Source organism: Bradyrhizobium sp. LA6.8, assembly GCF_040547935.1.
Lineage (GTDB): Bacteria > Pseudomonadota > Alphaproteobacteria > Rhizobiales > Xanthobacteraceae > Bradyrhizobium > Bradyrhizobium barranii.
Window position 1 is genome coordinate 456,792 of record NZ_JBEPQQ010000003.1, and the last position, 21,198, is coordinate 477,989.

At 63.5% G+C, this 21,198-nt stretch carries 20 protein-coding genes; 2 read left to right on the plus strand and 18 right to left on the minus strand.

Going from position 1 to position 21,198, the window contains the following annotated elements; all coding sequences use genetic code 11:
* Positions 1 to 18 precede the first annotated feature (18 nt).
* Positions 19 to 639 (minus strand): ParB-like protein, encoded by a 621-nt coding sequence (locus tag ABIA90_RS15835; RefSeq protein ID WP_354118125.1) that lies wholly within the window; start codon positions 637 to 639, stop codon positions 19 to 21.
* 359 nt (positions 640 to 998) lie between these two features.
* On the opposite strand from ABIA90_RS15835, the gene ABIA90_RS15840 reads away from it, so the two are divergent.
* Complete coding sequence (locus ABIA90_RS15840; RefSeq protein WP_354118124.1) at positions 999 to 1,211, plus strand: hypothetical protein; 213 nt, start codon at positions 999 to 1,001, stop codon at positions 1,209 to 1,211.
* A gap of 54 nt (positions 1,212 to 1,265) precedes the next feature.
* On the opposite strand, the gene ABIA90_RS15845 is transcribed toward ABIA90_RS15840, so the two are convergent.
* The 7 genes from ABIA90_RS15845 to ABIA90_RS15875 all read right to left on the minus strand — a co-directional run bounded on the left by ABIA90_RS15845 (position 1,266) and on the right by ABIA90_RS15875 (position 11,474).
* Positions 1,266 to 2,246, minus strand: a complete 981-nt coding sequence (locus ABIA90_RS15845) for an HAD family hydrolase (RefSeq protein WP_502916628.1) — start codon at positions 2,244 to 2,246, stop codon at positions 1,266 to 1,268.
* Between the two features lie 130 nt (positions 2,247 to 2,376).
* Complete coding sequence (locus tag ABIA90_RS15850) at positions 2,377 to 4,026, minus strand: arylsulfatase (RefSeq protein WP_259261086.1); 1,650 nt, start codon at positions 4,024 to 4,026, stop codon at positions 2,377 to 2,379.
* Positions 4,027 to 4,256: 230 nt separating this feature from the next.
* The gene (locus ABIA90_RS15855; protein WP_354118371.1) at positions 4,257 to 5,903 is read right to left on the minus strand and encodes an arylsulfatase; all 1,647 of its coding nucleotides are present in this window, start codon (positions 5,901 to 5,903) and stop codon (positions 4,257 to 4,259) included.
* A gap of 239 nt (positions 5,904 to 6,142) precedes the next feature.
* Entirely contained in the window at positions 6,143 to 7,813 is a 1,671-nt protein-coding gene (locus ABIA90_RS15860; RefSeq protein ID WP_354118370.1) for an arylsulfatase, read from the minus strand.
* A gap of 126 nt (positions 7,814 to 7,939) precedes the next feature.
* Positions 7,940 to 8,935 (minus strand): formylglycine-generating enzyme family protein, encoded by a 996-nt coding sequence (locus tag ABIA90_RS15865; protein WP_354118122.1) that lies wholly within the window; start codon positions 8,933 to 8,935, stop codon positions 7,940 to 7,942.
* A gap of 396 nt (positions 8,936 to 9,331) precedes the next feature.
* Complete coding sequence (locus tag ABIA90_RS15870) at positions 9,332 to 10,714, minus strand: peptidoglycan DD-metalloendopeptidase family protein (RefSeq protein WP_354118121.1); 1,383 nt, start codon at positions 10,712 to 10,714, stop codon at positions 9,332 to 9,334.
* A gap of 109 nt (positions 10,715 to 10,823) precedes the next feature.
* Entirely contained in the window at positions 10,824 to 11,474 is a 651-nt protein-coding gene (locus ABIA90_RS15875; protein ID WP_028152470.1) for a protein-L-isoaspartate(D-aspartate) O-methyltransferase, read from the minus strand.
* A gap of 237 nt (positions 11,475 to 11,711) precedes the next feature.
* Between ABIA90_RS15875 and ABIA90_RS15880 the strand changes: the two genes are divergently transcribed.
* Positions 11,712 to 12,083: a response regulator gene (locus tag ABIA90_RS15880; protein WP_028152469.1), complete on the plus strand. Its 372-nt coding sequence runs from the start codon at positions 11,712 to 11,714 to the stop codon at positions 12,081 to 12,083.
* Positions 12,084 to 12,086: 3 nt separating this feature from the next.
* Here the strand turns inward: ABIA90_RS15880 and surE are convergent, their stop codons facing one another.
* The 10 genes from surE to ABIA90_RS15930 all read right to left on the minus strand — a co-directional run bounded on the left by surE (position 12,087) and on the right by ABIA90_RS15930 (position 21,166).
* The gene (gene surE / locus ABIA90_RS15885) at positions 12,087 to 12,854 is read right to left on the minus strand and encodes a 5'/3'-nucleotidase SurE (RefSeq protein ID WP_014495056.1); all 768 of its coding nucleotides are present in this window, start codon (positions 12,852 to 12,854) and stop codon (positions 12,087 to 12,089) included.
* 104 nt (positions 12,855 to 12,958) lie between these two features.
* Positions 12,959 to 13,321 carry a hypothetical protein gene (locus ABIA90_RS15890; protein WP_354118120.1) on the minus strand — a complete coding sequence of 121 codons (363 nt, stop codon included), beginning with the start codon at positions 13,319 to 13,321 and terminating at the stop codon, positions 12,959 to 12,961.
* Between the two features lie 197 nt (positions 13,322 to 13,518).
* Entirely contained in the window at positions 13,519 to 14,850 is a 1,332-nt protein-coding gene (serS, locus tag ABIA90_RS15895; RefSeq protein WP_071913615.1) for a serine--tRNA ligase, read from the minus strand.
* A 193-nt stretch (positions 14,851 to 15,043) separates the two neighbouring features.
* Positions 15,044 to 15,856: a twin-arginine translocase subunit TatC gene (gene tatC / locus ABIA90_RS15900; RefSeq protein WP_063983113.1), complete on the minus strand. Its 813-nt coding sequence runs from the start codon at positions 15,854 to 15,856 to the stop codon at positions 15,044 to 15,046.
* A complete protein-coding gene (gene tatB, locus ABIA90_RS15905) occupies positions 15,853 to 16,392 on the minus strand; it encodes a Sec-independent protein translocase protein TatB (protein WP_354118119.1) in 540 nt (179 codons plus the stop codon). Before tatB ends, tatC begins: the two co-directional genes overlap by 4 nt.
* A gap of 86 nt (positions 16,393 to 16,478) precedes the next feature.
* Complete coding sequence (locus ABIA90_RS15910; protein WP_028156107.1) at positions 16,479 to 16,715, minus strand: twin-arginine translocase TatA/TatE family subunit; 237 nt, start codon at positions 16,713 to 16,715, stop codon at positions 16,479 to 16,481.
* Positions 16,716 to 16,882: 167 nt separating this feature from the next.
* Complete coding sequence (scpB, locus tag ABIA90_RS15915) at positions 16,883 to 17,632, minus strand: SMC-Scp complex subunit ScpB (RefSeq protein ID WP_354118118.1); 750 nt, start codon at positions 17,630 to 17,632, stop codon at positions 16,883 to 16,885.
* Positions 17,633 to 17,653: 21 nt separating this feature from the next.
* Entirely contained in the window at positions 17,654 to 18,493 is an 840-nt protein-coding gene (locus tag ABIA90_RS15920; RefSeq protein WP_063983110.1) for a segregation and condensation protein A, read from the minus strand.
* Positions 18,490 to 19,518 (minus strand): beta-N-acetylhexosaminidase, encoded by a 1,029-nt coding sequence (gene nagZ / locus ABIA90_RS15925; RefSeq protein ID WP_354118117.1) that lies wholly within the window; start codon positions 19,516 to 19,518, stop codon positions 18,490 to 18,492. The genes ABIA90_RS15920 and nagZ overlap by 4 nt, the downstream gene beginning before the upstream one ends.
* A gap of 46 nt (positions 19,519 to 19,564) precedes the next feature.
* The gene (locus tag ABIA90_RS15930; protein ID WP_354118369.1) at positions 19,565 to 21,166 is read right to left on the minus strand and encodes an SPOR domain-containing protein; all 1,602 of its coding nucleotides are present in this window, start codon (positions 21,164 to 21,166) and stop codon (positions 19,565 to 19,567) included.
* Positions 21,167 to 21,198 lie beyond the last annotated feature (32 nt).

The following is a 21,198-nucleotide window of genomic DNA, read 5'->3' on the forward strand; positions in this document are numbered from 1 at the left end:
AGCGGGATAGGCATGCCTTCAATCCTCCAAGACGGGACCACACCAGCCGGGCAGGTAGCTCGCCTCCTCGTTTTTGGACAATTCCAGGGCTTGCTCGAGGGCTTCCTCGAAGTGGGTGTCTACGGTTTTGCGCTTGACCCGGCGACGCAAAAAATCCGCCCACAAGAACTCGCTGAACGGCGTCGTGTCCTTGGCGTACCCGCCGGCGCGCCGCAGTTCGCCCGCCAACGAGCGGAACGGATCGTCAATAAGCCCGGCCACGGTCTTCGGCAAATCCTTGTAAGGGCGCAGACGGCCCTCGTCGTCGTACGAATGCATCCAGCTTTGATTGTCCAGGACGAACCAGAACGAATCGGGCTCCAGCGTCCTGAGGTTTTTCACCACGGTAACCAATACCTCTTCGACCCCTTCTTCATGGAGCGCACGCGCCAGGTGGTGATGATCGATGACGTAGTGGCGGTCCTTCGGGCCAAGCACGACCGGGATCATGTGCTTGCCCAAGAACTCGGCTCCTTTCTCTTTGCTCTCGTCGCGCCAGCGCTTGCGCTTCTCCTTGACCTCCCGAATGCCGACCGTCATCTGGGTCGGGCGCAGGTCTGCGATCGCAACGGGCTTGAGAATGGGTTCACGGTCCGACATCGTGCAGACTTCTTTGATCACTAGTCCGGAAATGTTCGCTTTTAGAAGTCGTCGTCGCCTCGTCAGCAACCGACCGCGAGGCCAGCCGCGTCCGGTCGGTCCCGATCACCGGACATTCTCAGCGCCCGTCGGCAAAGCCCGCCTTTTATAACAACGACCCTTCGTTGTGCTCACGGTGGACTATTCCATTGATCTGGATCAACGGTCGGCCAAGACTCTTGGCGCGCGCCCGTACCGGGGCTACACGGACATGATGGCGCTTCGTGATTGTGGTCGATGACGATGCGGCCATCCTGAAGCGTATGGCGCATGCTGTTCGCAGGTTTAGCTTCGAATAGTCAATTCGAGGGAGTCTGACCATGAACATCACTCCCACCATGCGCGCATTGGTATGGTCGACCTCCGTTCTGGCTCTCACAATTGGTCCGACCTTCGCCCAGCAGATCTCGGGAACGCCGGCTGATGTCCTCCTTGCGTTAACAGCGGACGTCCGCGCCTCGAACGCGGTGCCGCAGGCGACAAAGATGGTCGGTGTGCAAGTCCGGAATGCGTTGGGTGCCTCTTGCCGGTAACCATGTCCACTGGCTATTGCCGTCCAGATGGCACTTATGGGTCCTTAGAGGATGTCAGTCGAAGGCAAAGATGCGCTTCCAGTCCTTCTTCATGTCGACGACCGCCCACTTGTTGACGGCCGCGGCGTCGAGCGCGACGTCGAGTTTCCCGAAATGCGAGTCGCGGTCATAGGCATATTCGCGTTCCGCATCGGTATGGTGGACGATCAGGCCGAACCGCGCGCCACTGGCGCCGAGCGTCGTCCATTGCAGCATTTCGAGATCGCCGTCGGAGTTGCCGAAGGCGGCGATCGGACGCCGGCCAATGTGCTCGTTGATCCCGATCGGCTTGCCCGCCTTGTCGTCGATGAAATTGATGTCGGGCAGCCGGAAGAGCGTTGGCGCACCGTCCTTGATCTCAAATCGGGTTTTGATCGACGATCCGACAACCTGCTCCGGCGGTATTCCGTAGATCCGTTCGGTCCAGGGCCGCATGAATTCGATGCCGCCGCCTGACACAATGAAGGTCTTGAAGCCGCTGGCCCGGAGATAGGCGAGCAGTTCGAGCATCGGCTGATAGACCAGTTCGGTATACGGCCGCTTGAAGCGTTGATCGCGCGCGGTCGCCAGCCAATCCGTGACAATCTTCTCGAACTCCGCCGTGGTCATGCCGGCATGTGTCACGGCGATGATTTCGACCAATCCTTTTTCGCCTGAAGCCGCAAGCGCCTTCAGGTCGCCGTCCAGCACCGCCGCGAACGGCTGCTTGGTCTTCCATTCCGGATGCATTGGCGCCATGGCCTTCACGCGGTCGAGGGCGAAGGCCAGTTGCACATACATCGGCTGCTCGACCCATAGTGTGCCGTCATTGTCGAAGGTCGCGATGCGCTGCTCGACCGGCACGAAGAAAGGCCCGCCTTGCGTCGTGACCCGCGCGACGAAATCGAGGATCGAAGCCTTGGTCGCCCCCTCGTTCCAGGACGGGAGTGGATCGCGTGCCTGTGCCAGCGCGGAGGTGGAGCGGAGTGAGGCGGAGAGCAAGGGAAGGACGGCCAGTGACGAGAGCAGGATGCGGCGATCGATAGCAGGAGAACGGATGATCGGTTTCAAGGTCGACTCCTTTCCGTTGCCAAGCGGGCGCACAGGAGTTGGGTGCGCCCGCCATGAAACCAGTTGATGCCAGGCGCTACTTGCCCACCGCCGCCCGGGCCGCCTCGATTTTCGCCTTCACGGCATCGAGGTTGAAACTCGCGCCCTTTTGCATCGGCGGAAACTCGATCGCCGTCATCGCCAGCTTTTCCACCTGCTGCTGAACAAATACAAAGCGCCAGAATTCGTATTTGAACCAGTCGAAGTATTGCTGCGCGCCTTCTTTACTCCCGTTATCGGGCCAGCCCGTGCGCTCGAATGGATCGAGGCGAAGATTGGTCAAATAGGGCACGTCAACCTTGGTTTTTTCGCCGAGCCAGCCTTTTGGCTGGTCGATGAAGCGATACTTGAAGTCGTCGATGCGCACGGCACCGAGTTCGCTCTCTCCGAAGTAAAAGATTTCGTGCCGGTTCGACGGCCCCTTGCCGGTAATCATGTCCATCTGGTTATAGCCGTCCAGATAGCACTTATAGGTCGTGTCACCGATCTGTTTGCCCTTCTGCAGCTCCTCTGCAATGTTCGGGTTGCCGGCGGCCGCCAGCAAGGTCGGAAACCAGTCCAGACCGGAAATGATGCCGTTCTCGACCTTGCCGGCCGGCACCTTGCCCGGCCAACGGATCATGCAGGGCACGCGGAAGCCACCTTCCATGACGGTGCCTTTGCTCTGCGCGAAAGGCGTCTGCCCGCCATCAGGCCAGGTGAAGACCTCGGTGCCGTTGTCGGTGGTGAAGACCACGATGGTGTTGTCGTCCACGCCCATATCCTTGAGCTTCTGCATCACCATGCCGACGTCGTCATCGAGCTGCGCCATGCCGGCTTCATGTATCGACCAGCCATTCTTGGAGTTGCGCGTTGCCTCGTACTTTGGTGAAAGATGCGTGACGATGTGCATCCGGGTCGGGTTGAGCCATAGAAAGAACGGCTTGTTGTCGGCCTTGGCCTTCTCGATGAACTTGATCGCCAGGTCGCGGATTTCGTCGTCCACGGTCTCCATTCGCTTGGGATAGAGCGTTCCAGCATCCTCGATCTTCTGCTTGCCAACCTTGCCCCAACGCGGGTCCACCGTGGGGTCATCCACGTTGGTCGCATAGGTATGAAGCATGTTGCGTGGACCGACGACGTTCAGCAGATCCTGCGGGTAGTTTGGGTGCGCGGGGTCTTCCATTGCGTCGAGGTGATAGAGGTAACCGAAGAACTCGTCGAAGCCGTGCACTGTCGGCAAGAATTCATTCTTGTCGCCAAGGTGGTTCTTGCCAAACTGGCCGGTGGCGTAACCCATTCCTTTCAACGCCGTGGCGATGGTCACGGCCTGCGCGGGTATGCCGATGGCAGCGCCGGCCTGGCCGACAGTGGTCATGCCGGTGCGGATTGGCAATTCACCGGTGATGAAGTTGGCGCGACCTGCCGTGCAGCTTGCCTCGGCATAGTAATCGGTGAACAGCATGCCTTCGGCGGCGAGCTTGTCGAGATTGGGCGTCCGGCCGGCCATCAGGCCACGGTGATATGCGCCGATATTCCACATGCCGATGTCGTCACCCATGATGACGACGATGTTCGGCCGTTGTCCGGCCGCTGCGGGCGCTGGTGCCGGCTGCTGCGCCTGTGCCGCGGTTGTCAGCCCGACAGCCGAGAGCGCCGAGGCGGCCACAAGCGAACTGCCGCTCAGCAGCAGATCGCGGCGTTTCATTCCGCCGCCCGATTGCGGCGCAACGTCGCGGGATTCTTCTGGCGGACGCTTGCTGCTCATCACGTGCTCCTCCCGTTGTTACGCAATTGCCTCTGTTCGCTTGACGCATCGGAAGCCGGCGTGGCTTGTGGAGGTAGCGACCGGCCCGACGCGGCCTCTTTGATCACTTGCTCGCTATTCCGTTGGCGGGCGCTCCGACGCGGAGCGCCCGCTCACCTCACATTTATCTGCTACTTGCCAGCCTGCGACTGCATGGCCTTTTCGATCTGCTCCTTGACCGCTTCCAGATTGAAGCTCGCCCCCTTCTGCATCGGCGGGAACTCGATCGCCGTCTGGGCGAGCTTGCCGACCTCCTGCTGCACGAACTGGAACCGCCAGAACTCGTAAACAAACCAGTTATAGAATGCCAACGACCCCTGCGCGCCGTTGGGCATGTTCGTGCGTTCGAAGGGATCAAGGCGGATATTGGTGAGGATCGGCCAATCAACCTTGACCGTAGCGCCCAACCAGCCGCTTGGCTGATCGGTGAAGCGATACTTGAAGTCGTCGATACGCACCGCGCTCAGTGTGCCCTCGGTGAAATAGAAGACCGAGTGGCGGGCAGACGGGCCCTTTCCGGTAATCAGGTCCATCTGGTTGTATCCGTCGAGGTAGACCTTGTAGGTCTTGCCGGCGAGTTGCTTTCCTTTCCTCAACTCGTCGGCAATATTCGGATTGCCCGCTGCGGCGACGAAGGTCGGGAACCAGTCGAGTCCGGAGATAATGCCGTTCTCGACCTTTCCCGCCGGCACCTTGCCCGGCCAGCGGATCATGCAGGGCACGCGGAAACCGCCTTCCATGGCCGTTCCCTTGCCGCCTGCAAATGGCGTCTGTCCGCCATCAGGCCAGGTGAAGTTCTCCGCGCCATTGTCGGTTGTGAACGCGACGATCGTGTTGTCGTCGAAGCCCTCGTCCTTGAGCTTCTTCATGACGGCGCCGACGATATCGTCCAGTTGGGCGAATCCGCCCTCGGAAACCGACCAGCCGTTTTCGGAGTTGCGCATGTTCTCGTATTTTTCCGAAAGGTGCGTGACGACGTGCATGCGCGTCGGGTTGAGCCAGACGAAGAACGGCTTGTTGTCCCGCTTGGCCTTGTCGATGAAGTCGAACGTGATCTTCAGGATTTCGTCATCCACCGTCTCCATCCGCTTTGGATAAAGCGGTCCGGAGTCCTCGATCTTTTGCTTGCCGATCTTGCCCCAGCGCGTCTGCACCGTCGGATCGTCGACGTCGGTCGCCCAGGAATGAACCATGTTGCGCGGACCGACGGTGGCCAGTAGCGCTTGCGGGTAGTTGCGGTGGGCCGGGTCTTCCATCGCGTCGAGGTGGTATAGATAGCCGAAGAACTCGTCGAAGCCGTGCATGGTCGGCAGGAATTCGTTGAGGTCGCCGAGGTGGTTCTTGCCGAACTGCCCCGTGGTGTAGCCCATGGATTTTAGTGCGGTCGCGATCGTCGGTGCCTGCGCCGGCATTCCGATCGGGGAGCCAGCCTGGCCGACCGTGGTTAGCCCGGTGCGGATCGGCAATTCTCCTGTGATGAAATTGGCACGGCCCGCCGTGCAACTCGCCTCGGCGTAATAGTCGGTGAAGCGCATGCCCTCCGCGGCGAGCTTGTCGAGGTTTGGTGTCCGGCTCGCCATGATGCCCTGATGATAGGCACCGATATTGAACCAGCCGATGTCGTCACCCATGATAAAAACGATGTTCGGCCGTTGTCCCCCCGTTGCGGGCGCTGGAGCCGGCTGCTGCGCTTGTGCCGGCGTTGTCAGTCCGACGGCCGAGAGCGCCGAAGCGGCCACAAGCGAACTGCCGCTCAGCAGCAGATCGCGGCGTTTCATTCCGCCGCCCGATTGCGGCGCAACGTCGTGGGATTCTTCTGGCGGAAGCTTGCTACTCATGACGTGCTCCTCCCGTTGTTATGCAATTGGCGCTGTTCGCTGATGCACCGGAAGCCGACGACGCTTGTGGAGGTGTCTACTGGCCCGGCGCGGCCTGCTTGATCACTTGCTTGCCATTCCGTTGGCGGGCGCCCCGCCCTGGGGCGCCCGCTTCGTCGGATCACGCTCGTGGCGCGCAGCTAGTCGCTGCGACCGGCAGTCTTGGCCTGCTTGATCTGTTGCATCACCTGATCGAGATTGTAGCTCGCCGGGTCCTGCAGCGGCGGGTACGCAATATAGCTCTCGAGTTCCTTCAGCCAGAGCGCCTGGCCGATGGGCAGCATGTTCCAATCGTAGATGTAGGCTGTCGAAGGGGAGCCGATTGTGCCGCCCTGGCCCATGAGCGTCTTGTATTGTGAACCGATCGAAGTCTCGAACGGGTCTCGCTTGATGTTGACGACCTGGGCCCAGTGATAGGGAAGCGCTCCGGCAATAAAGCCCGCCGGGTTGTCGGACACCATCGTGAAGTAGATCTTCCAGTTCTTGTAGCGCACCGCCGACGGATCCTTGCCCGAATAGTAGAAGAAGGTATCGCGCGCCGACGTTTCCGAACGCCCGGAAAGGTATTCGGCCTGATCGACGCCATCCAGCGTCGTCTTCACGATGCCGGGATATTGGCCGGCCTCGATGCGCTTCTTCAGCGCGTCTCCCTTTGCACCACCGGCGATGTTGACAAATGTGGGCAGCCAGTCGAGTGACGCGAATATGTCGTTCTTGATGGTGCCGGGCTTGATGACCCCCGGCCAGCGAACGAGCGCCGGAGCGCGCATGCCGCCTTCCCAGGTGCTCAGCTTGCCGCCCTTGAACGGAGTGGTGCCGCCGTCCGGAAAGGTGATGGTCTCGGCGCCGTTGTCGGTGGTGAACACGACGATCGTGTTGTCGAGCTGCCCCATGTCCTGGAGCTTCTTGAGCACATAGCCGATGTTGTCATCCATCTGCTTCATGCCCGCCTCGTTGAGGCCCCAGTCCTTGCCGCCGGGCTCGCCGACCATGGCCGCGTACTTGTCATTCAGCACGGTCGTGATGTGCATACGCGCAGGGTTGTACCAGACGAAGAAAGGCTTGCCCGTCGTCTTCGGATCGTTGCGATCGATGAAGTCGATGACCTTGGCCGAGATTTCCTCGTCGACACCCTTCGATCGCTCGAGTGTCAGCGGGCCCTGGTCGATGCACTGCTGAGTCCTGGACGTACCATCGGACTTGCACGACAGGACGTTGCGCGGAGGCGTCAGGCAAACCGACGTTTTCGGATCGACCGCGCCCGGTACCTCCGGGATGCCGGGGATCGGCGTATTCTTGCATGGCGGGGCAACAGTCTGCTGGGTGGGGGACTTGTTGATGTCCGGGAAGCTCACGCCCTGCATCGCATCGAGGTGATACAGATAGCCCCAGTATTCCTGGAAGCCATGCGCGGTCGGCAGCGCGTCGGTGTGATCGCCGAGATGGTTCTTGCCGAACTCGCCCGTGTTGTAACCGAGATCGAGCAGGAATTTGGCGAGCGCCGGGGTGCCGGGCCGCAAATAGGACGGGCTGCCGGGCAGTTGCGGAGGAATCATTCCCGTCCGCAGCGGATGCATGCCGGTGAAGAAGGCGTTGCGACCTGCGGTGCAACTCTGCTCGGCATAGTAATGCGTGAAGATCGCGCCCTCATTGCCGATGCGATCGATGTTGGGCGTCTCGCCGACCATCAGGCCGCGATGGTAGATGCTCGGTTGGTACAGGCCGATGTCGTCCCCCATGATGAAGAGGATATTGGGTTTCTGTGCCGGCTGTGCGGTCGCCGGCGTGCTGGCTGCCCCGGACAGCGACATCAATATCGTCGCGCCAAGCAGCGAGGCGCAGGACCTCTTGTGGCAACTGGACGTCTTGATCGGTGGAATTGCGGCAAACGGCGGCTTGTCATTGAATATGCAATTCAACATGGCCTCGCTCTCCCATTATGATGCGTTCGAGACACCTCTCCTGATGCACCGAAATCCAAGGTGGCTCGTGGATGTGTCGATTGGCTCCGCATGCCGCGCAGCCGGCCGGTAGCGTCTGCAGTAATTCGGCGCGCACAAATGCGAGCCGCCTTTGATGACCTTGCGTGGAATCTTGACGTTGGTCGTTCTGGGGTCGTAGCTATCGGCCTCGCGGCCGCCGCGCGGGTTCTCTGGAATGCAGCAGGCTTTTGCTGCGTCAGCCTCATGCCGAGGCGAGTACCAGTCGGACGTCCATTCCCAGACGTTGCCGATCAGATCGTGCAGCCCGTAACCGTTCGGCGGAAATGCGGTGACCGGCGATGTCCGTTCGTATCCGTCGTCCCTGGTGTTCTGGCGCGGAAATTCGCCCTGCCAGGTGTTGGCCATGTGACGGCCCCCGGGCGCAAATTCATCTCCCCATGTGAACTCGGCGCCATCCAGTCCACCACGCGCCGCGAACTCCCATTCCGCTTCGGTTGGCAAATCCTTGCCGGCCCATTTTGCGTAGGCGAGCGCATCGCTGAAGGCCACATGCACGACGGGATGATCGTCCAGCCCACGGATGTCGCTGCCCTGCCCGTAGGGATGCCGCCAGTTTGCGCCTTTGGCGAAGGTCCACCATTGGCTGAAGTCCCGGAGACTGACCGGATGCGCGGGCGGAGAGAACATCAGCGAGCCCGCATAGACCATGTGCGGGAGTATTCCCGGATAGTCCTTTGGATCGGGCGCGATCTCGGCAACGGTGACGTGGCCGGTAGCCTTCGCGAACGCCTTGAATTGCCGGTTGGTCACTGGATGGCGATCCATCCAGAACGCATCCACGGTGACGCGGTGGACCGGCGCTTCCTCCGGATAGTGCCGATCCGAACCCATGCGAAACGTGCCGCCCGGCACGAACAGCATCCCCTCACCTGTTGGATGCTGGTACGATTGTCCGGAATCAGGCGGCGATTTCGTATCAGCCAGCTTCATGCCGAACTCCGGACCCGTGCGTCATTGGCCTGCGCTGCTACGGACACGGAACGCGAGGTTTCCAGGTTGATCTAAATCAAAGGGTGTCCCGGTCGGGTTATTCGCGATGTTGCCGGGTCCGGCCTGCCACGTCCGCGGCGCTATCGAAACCGAAGCAGCTTCAGGACATTAGGACATTTCACCGGCAGCCATCGGCTACTTTGCATGGGGTTGTTTTTCGAAAATTGATTGTCCGGACACAAAAGCCTCAGTACGCCACGGTTTGAGGCAGCTTCTCGGCTTGGCGACCGCCGCCTCTGGAATACTGGATCGCCCGCACCAGTGCGCAATGCGCACAAGGCGGGCGATGACAGCATACTCGTGGTGATTGCGTGCCCTACTCTGTGGGCCCGCGCCTCACGCCCCGTTCAGGAATTGAAGCGGGTCAACCGGGCTCGATCCCTTACGGATCTCGAAGTGGAGCTGCGGCGACGCCACCTCCCCGGATTGACCCGACTTGGCAATGACCTGACCGCGCTTGATGGTATCGCCGCGCTTCACCATCAGCTCACTCGCATGGGCATATGCGGTGACGTAGCCGTTGGAGTGCCGAACCAGGACCAGATTGCCGTAACCTTTGAGCTCGTTGCCTGAATAGGCGACGACGCCGTCTTCTGCCGCCTTGACCGGCGTACCCTCGGGCACCGCGAGATTGATGCCGTCATTGGACTTGCCATTGGTCTTGGCGCCGTAGCTCGTGACCACCTTGCCGCGCACCGGCCAGCGGAAGGTCGGCAGCGCGCTCGTGGTCTCCGCAGCTTTCGCCGGAGCCTCCGCGGCCTTCTCTTCGACATTGGCCGTGGCCTGGGCCAGACGCGCGCTTTGCACCGGTGCGGCGACAGCGGCCATCTTGGTGGCGGGTGCGGGAGCAACCGCAACGGGCTGCAGCGTCCCGGCGACAGGAGCCGCGGCAACCGGCACCGCGAGGGCAGCGGTCTTGGCACCCGGCACGGTCAGCCTGGTGCCGAGCTTGAGCTTGGCCGACGGATCGAGGCCGTTGGCACGGGCAAGCTCAGCCGACGAGATGTGGTTCTTGCGGGCAATGCTGGCGAGCGTGTCGCCGTGATTGACGAAGTGCGTGCTCGGCGGCGCGGCGACGGCGGCAATCGGCTTCGCAGCAGGCGCCATCGCGGGAGCCGCCGCGACAGGAGCCATCGCCGGTGCGGGCGCAGCGGCTGTGGCCGGATGCGGGATGATCAATTGCTGGCCGGGCGAGAGCGCGCGCGGGCCCTTGTAGCCGTTGGCGGCGAGGATCGCCTGCGGCGTGACGCGATAGCGCTTGGCGAGCACGTCGAGCGTGTCGCTGGTGCCGACGATGATTTTGGTCCCGCCGGCCGGCTGGGCGGCCGCGACCGAGCGCGGCGGCACGGTGGCCGTGGTCTCAAGATGCGGCTGTGCCGGGGGCGCGTAGGAGCTGACGCCGCGACCGCCTCCGGACACCCCGCCACCCGCCGCAACCGGATAGGATTGCGGCGCGGAGACCGCCGGCGGCGGCAAGGGCTGCGACTGATAATAACCGGGCTGCGTCTGCGGCCGCGAATATTGCGGCAGCTCACGCTGCGGCGGCGGTGCCTGCTGCACCGAGCCGGTCTGCTCAGACGCGAAAGGATTGGAGAAATTCGACTGGGACAGCCGCGACTGCATGTCGGCGCTGCACCCTGCGAAGCTGAACGAGATCAGCGCCAAGACCGCAACCTGCGGCACGCGGCGCGAGTAAAGCAACTCGGCGACTACAGACATGGTTACTCACTCGTACGCAACAGAACTGGTCTTTTAAGTAAACACGTCGCGAGTAAATAACGGCTTAACCCTCCCAATAAGATGTTGGCGGCACAGCCGATCCGGAAATCTACAGCTCCCGCGCCACCCCGGGCAGCGCCGGCACGAAGCGGACCTCGACGAGTTCCTTGCGCTCGATCCCGGCTTCGGTCCGGCTGAAGCGAACCAGCGTCTGCACACCATGGTGCGGGCCGATGGGTGCGATCAGGATGCCGCCGACCTCCAGCCGCTCGACCAGGTTCTCCGGAAGCTGCTCCATCGCGGCGGTCACGATGATGCGGTCGAACGGGCCGATATTGGCCGGCAGGTTGAGGCCGTCGCCGAGCATCACCTCGACATTGTGACAGTTTAGCTTTTCGAGCCGGGCGCGTGCCGCCTCCGCGAGCTTGCGGTAGCGCTCCACGGTCAGCACCTGGCCCGCGAGCCGAGACAGCACGGCGGCCTGATAGCCCGAGCCGGCGCCGATCTCGAGCACGCGGTGCTTCTTCTGGAGCTGCAGCTGCTCGGTCATGTAGGCGACGACGAAGGGCTGGCTGATGGTCTGCCCGCAGGCGATCGGCAGCGCGCTGTCACGATAGGCGGCGTCGCGATCGGTCTCCTCGACGAACAGATCGCGCGGCACCTCCTCCATGGTTCGCAGCACCGCCTGATCGCTGATGCCCCGCCGCCTCAGCGAGAGCTGAAACATCATCTTTTCCGGCGGGTGCTGATCGGAGGTCATCGCTGCTTATCGTCTCGTCGGGTCCGGGGCCACGTGTCTCGTTAAGACCCGGGGCAGGAATCCTGTTCCTACCCAGGAACCCATGATAACCGTTCGGGCGCGGTATTGGACCATAAATCGGCTTGCAACGGGTTGGCTGCAAAGACCATTTTCGGGTGTCCGCTCGCCGAAACGCGCATTGCGTCGATTCGCGTTATCTGCGAACGTTTTCCGCAAATGGGCAAGGACTCAACGACTATGACCGCGACCGGACCTTCGGGCCGCTCTGTATTCCTCGTCGAGGACGAGGTGATGATCAGGATGATGGTCGCGGATATGCTCGAAGAGCTCGGCTACAAGGTGGCCGCCGAGGCCGGCGATATCACCGAGGCCCTGCGGCTCGCCCAGGCGACCGAGTTCGACATCGCCATTCTCGACGTCAACGTCAACGGCAAGGTCATCTCTCCGGTCGCCGATGTCATCAGGGCGAAGGGCTGCCCGTTCATCTTCGCCACCGGCTACGGCTCCTCCGGCCTGCCCGAGCAGTACCGCGACCGGCCGGCCCTGCAGAAGCCGTTCCAGCTCGACGCGCTCGGCAAGACCATCGAAGCCGCCCTTCGCGGCGGCTAGCGATTACTTCAGCGTCGCGCTCAACGCTTCGGAAAACGCCTCATTGGTGCGGTCGAGCCGGAGCGGCGTGACGGAGACATAGCGCTCGCGCAGCGCCGCCAGATCGGTGCCTTCGGCAGGCGTATCCATCATCGCGGCGCGCTCGAAGCCGATCCAGAAATAGGGATTGTTGCGGCCGTCCCTGCGCTCGTCGATCCTGAGGAAGCCGAGATTGCGCTTGCCCTGGCGGGTGACGCGAATGCCGAGCACCTCTTCCGGCGTACAGGCCGGGAAATTGACGTTGATGACGGTGTCCTTCGGGATGCCGGCGGCGATCACCTTGCGCAGGATGTCGGGTCCGAATTTGAGCGCGGTGTCCCAAAGCGGGCGCTCGCGCGTCTCGACGCTGAACTCCTGCGACAGGGCGAAAGACGGCAGCCCCAGGATGGTGCCCTCCAGCGCGCCGGCGATGGTGCCGGAATAGACCACGTCCTCGGCGACGTTGCGGCCCTTGTTGACGCCGGACAGTACGAGGTCCGGTGGCTTGGTGCCGAGGATATGGCGCGCGCCCATGATGACGCAGTCGGTCGGCGTGCCGCGCACGGCGAAGTGCCTTGGTCCGACCTCGCGCAGGCGCAGCGGATCGTTCAGCGAGAGCGAATGCGACACGCCGGACTGGTCAAGCTCGGGCGCCACGACCCAGACGTCGTCGGACAGTGCGCGCGCGATCTCCTCCACGACCTTGAGGCCGGGGGCGTGAATGCCGTCGTCATTGGTGCAGAGAATGCGCATATTAAAAATCGTTCCTGAAGCGGGTCTGAGCCGTCTTATCCGGCCGGGGCCGATCAGGCAAACCGGCCGACTGGGTCCGGGGGCGGGTTCCCAGCCTGGTCCTGCTACCTGCGGATGCGCCATTGCGGCAGGAAGCGTGCGAGCCTGCCTTCCGCACGCAGCTTCATCGCCGGCACCACCAAGCTCACGACCGGGGCCTCGATCACCCCGAGCGCCTCCATTTGCGCGAGGATCGGGTCCGGCTCCAGCGTCTGCGGAAAGCGTTCGCGCGCCACCGTCAGCGCCTTGTCGAAATCCGCTGCATTCACGCCGGGCTTGGCCCGCCGGCTGCACACGAGATCGTCATCCCAGAGCCGCGCGATCGCGATGTCGAACACACCACGCAGGCGCTGATCGACGGCCTGGATACCGGCACCTGTCACCGCCCATTGTCTGCCGACCCAGAAGATGTCGCGGTGCAAGGCCATGAACAGTGAGTTCGCATTGTCGGGTGGTCGGCAGAATAACCAGCCGACCGATCTTCGCAACCAAACGTTTCTGCGTGACAGCCGGGCAACGCGCCTCGGACTCCCGTTCCGATAGAATCGGAACGGGACTTCAGATTTTTATCTTGTTTGACGCACTTTCTCGACGCGAACCGGTATCCACTTCGCTCGAAAACGCCCTACTCGCGCGCGACCACCTTCAGTCCGCCCATATAGGGCTGGAGCACGCTGGGGACCGCGATCGAGCCGTCCTCCTGTTGATAAGTCTCCATCACGGCGATCAGCGCGCGGCCGAGCGCGGTGCCGGAGCCGTTTAGCGTGTGCACGAATCGTGGCTTGCCGTCCGGACCGCGCGAGCGGGCGTCCATGCGACGGGCCTGGAAGTCACCGCAGACCGAGCAGCTCGAGATCTCGCGGAACGCGCCGCCCTCGCCCTGCCCGGGCATCCAGACCTCGATGTCATAGGTTTTTTGCGACGAAAAGCCCATGTCTCCGGTGCAAAGCGTCATCACGCGGTAATGCAGATCGAGCCGGCGCAGCACTTCCTCGGCGCACGCCAGCATCCGCTCATGCTCGTCCTTGCTGGTCTCCGGCGTCGTGATCGACACCAGCTCGACCTTGGTGAACTGGTGCTGGCGGATCATGCCTCGGGTATCACGTCCTGCGGCGCCCGCCTCCGCGCGAAAGCACGGCGTCAGCGCAGTCAAGCGCATCGGCAGCTGCTTCTCATCGAGGATGGATTCTCGAACGAGGTTGGTGAGCGCCACCTCCGCTGTCGGAATGATGCCGAGACGCTCGGTCCGCAGCCGCTCCAGATCGGGTGCGGCGAGCAATTCGCCCTTGATCGCCCAGAACTGGTCGTCCTCGAATTTCGGCAATTGTCCCGTGCCGAACATGATCTCGTTGCGGACCAGCAGCGGCGGATTGATCTCGGTATAGCCGTGCTCGTCGATGTGCAGATTCAGCATGAACTGGCCGAGCGCGCGTTCGAGCCGCGCCAGCCCCTTCTTCAGCACGACGAAGCGCGCGCCGGAGAGCTTGGCCGCCGTCTCGAAATCCATGTCACCGAGCGCGCCGCCGAGATCATCATGGGGCTTGGGCGCAAACGCGTAGTTGCGCCGGTTGCCGAAGACATGGCGTTGCACGTTGCCGTGCTCGTCGACGCCGTCGGGCACTTCGCCGAGCGGCAGATTGGGGATCGCCGACAGCGCCGTGGCAAGCTCTTCGTCGGCGGCTTTCGCAACGGCTTCGAGCTGCGGCATCGTGGTCTTGAGCTCGGCGACCTCCGCCATGAGCTTGGCGGCGCGCGCGTCATCCTTCGCCTTCTTGGCGTCGCCGATCTCCTTGGAGGCCGCATTGCGCCGCGCCTGCGCCTGCTCCGAGGCCAGGATTGCCGCCCGCCGCTTCTCGTCGATCGCGAGCAGCGACGCCGACAACGGCTTCAGGCCACGCCTGGCGAGGCCTGCGTCGAAGGCTTGCGGATTGTCGCGGATCGATTTGATGTCGTGCATGGCGGTGGTCCTGGATCAGCGCATGAACCTACAACGGCGAACGTTGTACGTCAGCGCGTTCCCCCTAGCACAGCTGTCATCGCCCGCGAAAGCGGGCGATCCAGTATTCCAGAGGCGCCCGTGATTCCCCGAGAGGCTGCGGCGTGCTGGATTCCCCGCCTTCGCGGGGAATGACACCGGTGGACGTGGCGCCCTACTCTGCAGGATTGGCCGGCGTCGACACATCGGTGCCGGTGGCGGCCTTCGACGCCGCCGCCTTCTTCTCCACCATCCCGACCGCGATGATCGAGCCCTCGTAGAGCAGCAGCAGGGGGATCGCCAGCGAGCACTGGCTCAGCACGTCGGGCGGCGTCAGAACGGCCGCGATGACGAAGGCGATGACGATGAAATAGCGGCGCTTCTCGCGCAGCATCTTCGAGGTCACGATCCCAATACGCCCGAGCAGCGTCAGGATCACCGGAAGCTGGAAGGCGATGCCGAAGGCGAAGATCAGCGACATCATCAGCGACAGATATTCGCCGACCTTGGGCAGCAGCTGGATCTGCGCGGTCTCGTCGCTGCCGGCCTGCTGCATGCCGAGCGAGAAGCGGACCAGCATCGGCAGCACCACGAAATAGACCAGCGCCGCGCCCAGCACGAAGAAGAACGGGGTTGCGACCAGGTACGGCAGGAAGGCCTGCTTCTCGTGCTTGTAGAGCCCGGGCGCGACGAACTTGTAGATCTGCGTCGCGACGATCGGGAACGAGATGAAGCCGGCGCCGAACAACGCGAGCTTGAGCTGGGTGATGAAATATTCCAGCAGCGCCGTGTAGATGAACTTCGAATTCTCGGGACCCGCGACCCACACGAACGGCCAGACCAGCACGTTGTAGATCTGCTTGGCGAAGAAGAAGCAGAAGATGAAGGCCACGCCAAAGCCAAGCAGCGCCTTGATCAGCCGCGACCGCAGCTCGATCAGGTGGTCCATCAGAGGGGCTTTGCTGGCCTCGATATCGGCGTCGCTCATGACGCTTTGACGTCCTTGATCGCCTCGGGTGGCGCAGTGTCTTGAATGACCTGGGCCTGCTCGACCTCGCGGGTGATCGCGAGCGGCTCGTTCGCAGCCGCATGCGCCTCGGCTTCCACGAAGGTCTCGGGCGTCGGCGCTTCCGGCGTGGTTGGTGTCGCCGGCGTTTCGCTTGAAATCGCCAGCGCTTCACTTGAAGTCGCTTCGACGGCGGTGGTCGTGGTGGTCTCGGCCGGCTTGTCCAGCGCATCGACGCGGAGCGCGTCGCTGACATCCTTCTGGAGCGAGGTCATCAGATTGTTGCCGGCAAAGCCGGAAGCGGCTTCCTTGACCTCGTCAAAGCTCTTCTTGAGGTCGGCCATTTCGGCCTCGCGCATCGCTTCCTGGAACTGGCCCTGGAATTCGGCAGCCATCTTGCGGGCCTTGCCCATCCACTGCCCGACCATGCGCAGAACGCCCGGCAGCTCTTTCGGGCCGATGGCAACCAGGGCCACGACCCCGATCAGGACCAGTTCACTCCACCCGATATCGAACATGAGGTCTTCCGTTCACGCCAGCCGCGACCGGCCCAATCCTTCGCGCTTAGGATCGGCGCCGTCACCCGCGTCTCGCGTACGCTTACTCAGACGGCCTTGCTGCCGACGTCGGACCGGGCCGCGGTCGGCGGCGCGGCGGCGTGCTCGATCGACTTGGCCGGCTCGGGCTTGTCGGCGACCTTGTCGTCGTCCTGCATGCCCTTCTTGAAGGCCTTGATGCCCTGGGCCACGTCGCCCATCAGATCCGAAATCTTGCCGCGGCCGAACAGCAGCAGGACGACTGCGATCACCAGGATCCAGTGCCAAATGCTAAGCGAACCCATCCTGCAACCCTCCAAACACACTTGGCCGGGGACCCGGCCGATCTTCCCCGAAACCTAGGCTTGGCAGGCCTCAAAAACAAGGACCAAGGCAGCGCCAATTCGCTGTCGGCGCTACGTAATCTTGCCAATGTTAACTGGTCGCAGGGAGCCGCTAAACGACCGGGACGTCAGTCCTCGCTGCCACCCTCGCCGCCCTCATTGCCGCCTTCCGGCGTCTCGGGCTCGACCGCAGGCGCCAGCGCCAGATCGAGGTCCTCGCCCGGTTCCAGCGGATCCTCGTCCTCGCGCAGCTGCGGGTCATCTGACGGGGTCGGCACGCTGAATCCGGTCGGCAGGCGCGAATCCAGCAGGCCCGTGCCCTTCAGCTCCTCTAGGCCCGGCAGATCGCCAAGCTGTTCCAGGGTGAACTGCGACAGGAAGTCCTCGGTGGTTCCGAAGGTCAAGGGGCGGCCGGGCGTCTTGCGACGACCGCGCGGCTTGATCCAGCCGGTCTCCAGCAGCACGTCGAGCGTGCCCTTCGAGGTGACGACGCCGCGGATCTCTTCGATCTCGGCGCGCGTCACCGGCTGGTGATAGGCGATGATCGCCAGCACCTCGATCGCGGCGCGCGACAGGCGGCGGGTCTCGGTGCTCTCCCGCGTCATCAGCCAGGCGAGATCGCCGGCGGTGCGGAAGGTCCATTTGTTGGCGACGCGCACGAGATTGACGCCGCGCAAGGCATAGTCGGCCTGGAGCTGTTCGAGCGCAGCCTTGACATCGACCCCATCAGGCATGCGCTTGGCCAGCGTCGCGGTGTCCAGCGGTTCATTCGAAGCAAACAGCAGCGCTTCCAGCAGCCGCAGCTCTTCAGGACGTGCCTGGGACTCGTTCTCCATCGGCTCGGCCTCGTCTACCCGCACTTCAGCCAGGCTTGCCATGGCAGCTTCTCCTTCTTGCACTTAACCGACCGGCGCATCAGGCGCAGGAGCTGCGTCCACGACCGGTTTCGGGCGCCCCTTCCGGAAATAGATGGGCGCGAACGCCTCTTTCTGGTTCAGCTCGAGCTGACCTTCACGCACCAGTTCGAGCGCAGCCGCAAAGCTCGAGGCGAGCACCGTCGCGCGCTGCGTCGGATCGGCAACGTGCCGGAGCAGAAAGTCGTCGAGAACGCCCCAGTCGTCCTGTTCGCTGATGCTGCCGACAAGCCGCTCCAGCGTGGCGCGCGCCTCAGCGAGCGACCACACCGTGCGCTTGGCCAGATGCACGCTCGCCAGCACGCGCGACTGGCGCTGCGCGGCATAGGCGGTGAGCAGGTCGTACAGCGTCGCGGTGTATTTCGGGTGCTTGATCTCCGCGATCTGCTCTGGCTCGCCGCGCGGGAAGATGTCGCGCAGCAATTGCTGCCTGTTCATCAGCCGGTTTGCGGCTTCGCGAATGGCTTCCAGCCGGCGCAGGCGGTTGGCGAGCGCGGTCGCCATCTCTTCTGCGCTCGGGCCTTCCGCACTGGGTGGCTCCGGCAGCAGCAGGCGCGACTTCAAGAAGGCAAGCCAGGCCGCCATCACGAGATAATCGGCAGCAAGCTCCAGCCGGATCTTTCGCGCGGCTTCGATGAAGTGGAGGTACTGGTCGGCCAGCGCCAGGATCGAGATCTTGGCGAGATCGACCTTCTGCTGCCGCGCCAGCGCGAGCAACAGGTCGAGCGGGCCCTCATAGCCCTCGACGTCCACCACCAACGCCGGCTCACCCTCGGCGAGCTCTGCAGGCCGCCCGGTTTCAAACGATAGGATTTCTGCGGTCATGCGGATGCCGTGTTTGCCCGTGCGATCAATGCGTCCAGTTCGGCGCGTGCGGCCGCCCGGTCGAACGGCTGCGGTGCCTTGCGCGACGCAAGTGCGGCCTTCGCCCGCGCCAGCGCCGTGCCGGACAGCTCAGGTGTCTGGCCGGCGACCTCGCGCATCTCCTCGATGTTGCCGTTGCAATGCAGGGCCATGTCGCAGCCGGCCGCGAAGATGGCGCGGGTCCGTTCGGCGATATTCCCCGACAGCGCGTTCATCGACACGTCATCACTCATTAACAAACCTTGGAACCCGATCACGCCGCGAATCACCTGAGTGATCATTGTCGCAGAAGTCGTCGCCGGATGGGCGGGGTCGACCGCGCTAAACACAACATGTGCAGTCATGGCCATCGGCAGGTCGGCCAGCGGCTTGAATGCCGCAAAGTCGGTCCGGTCGAGTTCGTCCCTCGGAGCATCGACCGTCGGCAGTTTGAAATGGGTGTCGGCGGTGGCGCGTCCATGTCCGGGAATGTGCTTCAGAACCGGCAGCACGCCGCCCTGCTCCAGGCCCTCGGTGACCGCGCGCGCGATCGCGGCGACCTTGCCGGGCTCAGTGCCGTAAGCCCTGTTCCCAATGACGGCATCGGCACCCGGCACCGGCACGTCAGCCAGCGGCAGGCAATCCACGGTAATGCCGAGATCGGCAAGATCAGACGCAATCAGCCGGGCGCTGAGGCGCGCGGCCGTCAATCCAAGTACCGAATCAGTGTCGTACAAAGTCGAGAAAATGGCGCCCGGCGGATAGACCGGCCAGTGCGGCGGGCCCAGCCGCTGCACCCGGCCACCCTCCTGGTCGATCAGGACAGGCGCGTCAGCTGCGCCCGCAGCCGCCCGCAATTCCTCAACCAGCGCAACAACTTGAGCCGGCGCCTCGACATTGCGCTTGAAGAGGATGAAGCCCCATGGGCGTTCGGCACGGATAAACTCCCGCTCCGCGGCGGTTAGTTCCGTTCCGGATACACCGGTAATGAAGGCCCGCGTACTCATAACGGCCGATTAACCCTGCCCCGCGAGGGGGTCAAGGAAACGGCCGTTAATTCCTCTGGACGAAGCAGGCGGACAGGCCCGCGGACTTCAGGCTGTTGCAAGCCTGCGTCGCTTCCTCGGCCGAACCATAGGGTCCGGCGAAAGCGCGATAGACGACCCCCTTGCCCTTGTCGGTCAGATCGACCCGCTTGATCACCGGCGAGCGCGATCCGAGCACGCTGCCATATTTGCTCTGAAGCACCCGGTAGGACGCGGCCGCGCTGTCCTCGCTCTGCTGCGAGGAGACCTGCACGACGTAGCCGCCACCACCATTGCTGGCGGGCGTGATTTGCGTCGGGTTGGTCGCAGCCATCCGCTGCGGCACCTCCGCAACCGGCGTCGATTGCGGCGCAAGCGAGAGCGGCTGGTTGGCACTGGCATTGGCCGAAGTCGGCGGATTGCGCGGCGCTGGCGGTGCGGCGGGCGCGGCAACGGGCTTCGGCGCGGCTGCCGCCGGCTTGGCGGCCGCGGATTGCGGCGCGGTGCTATCGGTCTGATCGGCCCTCACGGCCACAGTCCTGATCGAGCGCGGCGTGTTGGCCGGCAGCGTGCCGTTGCTCGGGATCGGACCCGCGCTTGGCGGCGGGATCGTGGACGGCGCGACGCTCGCCACCGACGGCGGGTTCGCGTTCTGGTTCAGTGGCGGGAACACCACGCGCGGACCGCCCGCCTTGGCAGCGACGTCGACAGGCGCCTCTTCACGCGGCACGATCTTCTCGGAGCCATCGCCGCTCGCCATGCGATCCGGCACCTTCGCCGAGGAGTCGGTCGGCGCCGGCACGATCTTGGTCGGCGTGTTGTCCGCCTTGATGATCGGCGGCTCGCCGCTGCGGGGCGAACCGACATAGGTCTTGTAGGCGAAGGCCGCGCCAGTGCCGACCACGGCAAGCGCGAGGATCGCCGCGACCGTCATCATGCCGCCGCGCGGCTTCTTCGGCTCGTCGAGATCGGCCTCGGGATAGTCGCTCTGGAACGCGTAAGGATCGTCCGGATAGGCGGGATCGCGCTGATAATCCTGCTCGCCGCCCTCCAGCCGTCCATAGAGCGCGTCGTCGTAGCGTGCCGGATCGGGTGGCTGATGCGGCTCCTGATAGGCTTGCTCCTGGTAAGCCTGATCATGCTGCTGGTGAGCGCGGCCCTGATGGGCCTGATCCTGATAGGCCTGCGCTTGATGGGCCTGATCCTGGTAAGCGTGGTCCTGATAGGCCTGCGGCTGATGGAAATCGGGCTCGGGCGCGGTCGGCTGGGCTGAATAGCGGTGCAATGGATGAACCGGGTTCACAGAAACGGGATAGTCGGGCTGCTCGGGCGCGGGCTGCGGCTGCACGTTGGCGCGCCGCATCCATGAGGGCGGCCCGGGCGGAGCCGGCGGCGCCTGCTCGGCATAATCCTGCCGATAGTCGTCCTGCGGATAATCGTGGTCCTGATAGCTCTGCGTTGGCGGTGCCGGCGGCTGCGCGCTCGGCCGTCCCTGCGCTGCGAATGGATCGGTCTGTCCGATCAGGCGGGCGAGTTCGGCCAAGGGATCGTTGTCCGCCTTCCCATGCTGATCGCCACCGCGACCATAGCCATCGGAAGGAAACGTTCTGTCCTGATATCGTTCGGCCATCGTGATGATGCGTCCCTTCGGGAAAGCCGCGC